General features: G+C 65.5%; 4 protein-coding genes. All 4 read right to left on the bottom strand.

The window, feature by feature from the left end; all coding sequences use genetic code 11:
* Positions 1–69: 69 nt before the first annotated feature.
* Positions 70–1,695 carry an NADP-dependent glyceraldehyde-3-phosphate dehydrogenase gene (locus FHR87_RS18620; RefSeq protein WP_183168261.1) on the bottom strand — a complete coding sequence of 542 codons (1,626 nt, stop codon included), beginning with the start codon at positions 1,693–1,695 and terminating at the stop codon, positions 70–72.
* 85 nt (positions 1,696–1,780) lie between these two features.
* Positions 1,781–1,957: a hypothetical protein gene (locus FHR87_RS18625; protein ID WP_183168264.1), complete on the bottom strand. Its 177-nt coding sequence runs from the start codon at positions 1,955–1,957 to the stop codon at positions 1,781–1,783.
* Positions 1,958–1,971: 14 nt separating this feature from the next.
* On the bottom strand, positions 1,972–3,420 hold the full coding sequence (gene pyk, locus FHR87_RS18630; RefSeq protein ID WP_183168262.1) for a pyruvate kinase: 1,449 nt from the start codon (positions 3,418–3,420) through the stop codon (positions 1,972–1,974).
* Between the two features lie 62 nt (positions 3,421–3,482).
* Positions 3,483–4,130 (bottom strand): bifunctional 4-hydroxy-2-oxoglutarate aldolase/2-dehydro-3-deoxy-phosphogluconate aldolase (locus FHR87_RS18635; RefSeq protein WP_246336111.1); only part of this gene is annotated, 648 nt, incomplete at its 5' end.

The following is a 4,130-nucleotide window of genomic DNA, read 5'->3' on the forward strand; positions in this document are numbered from 1 at the left end:
GGCGTTCCTCTCAGGAAACGCCGGTTCCGCCACGCCCGGAGCGCTGCGGCAGGCGCTCCGGCCGCTGCCTCAGAAGAGGTAGTCGGTGCTCAAGAACCCCGACTGACGGTCATGGATGATGTCGCTGATCAACGCCTTGTTGTCCGCCTGGTTCTTGGTCGCCACCAGGGTGCGGATGGAGAACACACGCAGCGCGTCGTGTACCGAGAGCGTGCCTTCGGCCGAGTTCTTGCGCCCGTTGAAGGGGTAGCTGTCCGGGCCACGCTGGCACTGGGTGTTGATGTTGATCCGGCCCACCTGGTTGGCGAAGGTGTCCACGAGACGACCAATGGTGGCCGGGTCGTTGCCGAACAGGCTGAGCTGTTGGCCGAAGTCCGATTGCAGCACGTAGTCGATCACTTGCTGGACGTCACGGAACGGGACGACCGGGACCAGCGGGCCGAACTGTTCTTCGTTGTAGATCCGCATCTGGGGAGTGACCGGGCTGAGCAGCGCCGGGTAGAAGAAGGTTTCGCGGTGGCTGCCGCCGTCCGGGTTGATGATGCTGGCGCCTTTGTCCAGGGCGTCCTGGAGGACGTTGGTGAGGTAGTCGACCTTGCCGGGTTCGGGCAGCGGGGTCAGGGCGACGCCGGGCTCCCAGGGCATGCCGGGTTTGAGGGCGGCGAGCTTGGCGCTGAATTTGTCGAGGAACGGTTGCAGCACGTCTTCGTGGACGAAGAGGATCTTCAGCGCGGTGCAGCGCTGGCCGTTGAAGGACAGGGCGCCGGTGACGGCTTCGCTGACGGCGTTGTCGAGGTCGACCTGGGGCAGGACGATGCCAGGGTTCTTGGCGTCCAGGCCCAGGGCGGCACGCAGGCGGTGTGGGCGCGGGTGCAGTTTTTTCAGGTCGCTGGCGCCTTTGTGGGTGCCGATGAAGGCGAAGACGTCGATTTTGCCGCTGGCCATGAGGGCGCTGACGGTTTCGCGACCGCGACCGTAGATGACGTTGATGACGCCGGCCGGGAAGCTGTCACGGAAGGCTTCGAGCAGGGGCCGAATCAGCAGGACGCCGAATTTGGCCGGCTTGAAGACGACGGTGTTGCCCATGATGAGGGCGGGAATCAGGGTGGTGAAGGTTTCGTTCAGCGGGTAGTTGTAGGGGCCCATGCAGAGGGCAACGCCCAGCGGGACGCGGCGGATCTGGCCGAGGGTGCCTTGTTCGAGTTCGAAGCGGCTGGAGCGGCGGTCGATGGCTTTGAGCGCTTCGATGGTGTCGACGATGTAGTCGCAGGTGCGGTCGAACTCTTTTTCGGAGTCCTTGAGGTTTTTGCCGATTTCCCACATCAACAGCTTGACGACTGCCTCGCGTTGTTCGCGCATACGGACGAGGAAGCTTTCGACGTGGGCGATGCGTTCGGCCACGCGCATGGTCGGCCAGGCGCCCTGGCCGTTGTCGTAGGCGTTGACGGCGGCGTCCAGGGCGCTCATCGCGGCGTCGGCATCCAGCAGCGGGGTGCTGCCCAGGATGACTTGTTCGGTGCCGTTGGCGCTGCTCAGGCAGATCGGGCTGCGCACGGGAGCCAGCGGGCCGTCCCAGCGACGCAGTTGGCCATCGATCAGGTAGTCGCGCTGTTCGATGGGCTCGCCCAGGCGGTATTGCTCGGGAATTTGTTCAAGGGTGGGGAAAAGCGTGTCGAGACGGCTTGCTGCAGCCATGACAGGGTCTCCTGTAAGGGGGTTGCGCGCAGGCTCCGGCAGTGGCCGGGGAGCCCGCGCGTGGATGAGGTGGATGCTCCGGGGCCTAGCCGCGAGCGGGGTCGCGGGGGTCGGCCAGCAGTTCCTGTTGTTCGGCGTAGTCGGCGCGGATGTCGAAGTCGCGCGGCCAGGCGGCCGGGCGGGCCGCATCGGTGCGCAACGGCCAGTCTTCGAGGATGCGTTCGACCGAGCCTTGCAGGCGTGCCTGGTCCTGGGGGTTCATATCCGCTCGGTTCCTCAGTGGATGACGTCGCCGACCCGGACGACGCGCAGGGTGTTGGTGCCACCCTGGGCGTTACCGGTGTCGCCCTTGGTGATCAGGACGTAGTCGCCTTCGCTGACGATGCCCAGGCGCAGCAGTTCGTCCACGGCTTTCTGGTTGACGGCCTCGTTGGGCAGTTCCCGGGAGTCGAAGGGAACGGTGCTGACGCCGCGGTACAGGGCGACCCGGCTCTGGGTGCGCAGGTTGTGGGAGTAGGCGAAGATCGGCAGGTGTGAGCGGACCCGTGACATCAGCCGGGGGGTGCTGCCGGTCTCGGTCAGACAGATGATGGCCTTGACGCCGTCCAGGTGGTTGGCGGCATACATGGCCGACATGGCGATGGTTTCGTCGATCCGGTGGAAGACGTCGTTGATGCGGTGCTTGGAGCGTTGCGCATAGGGGTGTTTTTCGGCACCGATGATGATGCGGACCATGGCTTCGACGGTTTCGATGGGGTAGGCACCGGCGGCGGTTTCGGCCGAGAGCATGACCGCGTCGGTGCCATCCAGTACGGCGTTGGCCACGTCGAAGACTTCGGCGCGGGTGGGCAGCGACTGGGTGATCATGGTTTCCATCATCTGGGTGGCGGTGATGACCACGCGGTTGAGGGTGCGGGCCCGGTCGATGATCAGTTTCTGGACGGCGACCAGTTCGGCGTCGCCAATTTCCACGCCCAGGTCGCCCCGGGCCACCATGACGCCTTCGGAGGCTTCGATGATGCTGTCCAGGATGGCGGTGTCGGCCACGGCTTCGGCGCGTTCGATCTTGGCGATCAGGCCGGCTTCGCCACCGGCTTCCTGCATGAGTTTGCGCGCCAGTTGCATGTCGGCGGCATCGCGCGGGAAGGAGACGGCCAGGTAGTCCACCTGCATTTCGGCAGCGGTGCGGATGTCGGCGCGGTCCTTGTCGGTCAAGGCGGCGGCCGAGAGTCCACCACCCTGGCGGTTGATGCCTTTGTTGTTGGACAGGGGGCCTCCGACCTGGACTTCGCAGATCAGGCGGGTGCCTTCGACGCGGTTGACTTTCAGGACGACGCGCCCGTCATCGAGCAGCAGGATGTCGCCGGGGCGGCTGTCGGTGATCAGGGCTTCGTAGTCGATGCCGACGCATTGGGCGTCACCGGCATTTTTGTCCAGGCTGGCGTCCAGGTCGAAGCGCTGGCCTTTTTGCAGCAGGACCTTGCCTTCGGCAAAGCGCGAGATGCGGATTTTCGGGCCTTGCAGGTCGGCCAGGACGGCGACGAAGCGGCCGTGCCGGGCAGCTGTCTCGCGGACCAGTTTGGCGCGGGCGATGTGTTCTTCGGCTTTGCCGTGGGAGAAGTTCAGACGCACCACGTCGACGCCGGCCTTGACCAGGCCTTCGATGGCTTCGGGGGTTTCGGTGGCTGGGCCGAGGGTGGCAACGATTTTTGTTCTACGCAGCATGGGGCATGTCTCCTGAGGAATTTCCGTATCAGACGAGCAGTGGGCAAGGCAACGGCTCGGCGTCAGCCCAGCTGTTTCAGGGCGTCGGCACTGGCCTGGCGAATGCGCTGCCAGTCGCCCTGGCGCACCCATTCGGGGTTGATCATCCAGGTGCCACCCACGCACATGACATTGGCCAGGGCCAGGTAGTCCGGGGCGTTTTTCGAGTTGACGCCGCCGGTGGGGCAGAAGCGAATGTCGCCGAAGGGGCCACCGAGGGATTTGAGCGCCGGGATGCCGCCGCAGACTTCAGCCGGGAACAGTTTGAAGCGGCGATAGCCCAGGGCGTAGCCGAGCATGATTTCCGAGGCGCTGCCGACCCCTGGCAGCAGGGGGACCGGGCTGCTTACGCCGGACTGCAGCAGGCTGGCGGTGCTGCCGGGGGTGACGATGAATTGCGAGCCGGCGGCTTCGGCGGCGGCCAGCATGCGCTCATCGAGCACGGTACCGGCGCCGATGCACAGCTCGGGGCGTTGCTCGCGCAGGGTGCGGATGGCGGTCAGGCCGTGTTCGGTGCGCAGGGTGATTTCCAGAGTCCGCAGGCCACCTTCGGCCAGGGCGTCGGCCAGCGGCAGGATGTCCGCTTCGCGGTCGATGGTGATGACCGGCAGGATGCGGGCTGCCTGGCAGAGGCGGTCGATCTGCTCGATCTTCTCGGACATGCTCGGAAT

The organism is Azomonas macrocytogenes (assembly GCF_014191985.1).
GTDB classification, from domain to species: Bacteria; Pseudomonadota; Gammaproteobacteria; order Pseudomonadales; family Pseudomonadaceae; genus Azomonas; species Azomonas macrocytogenes.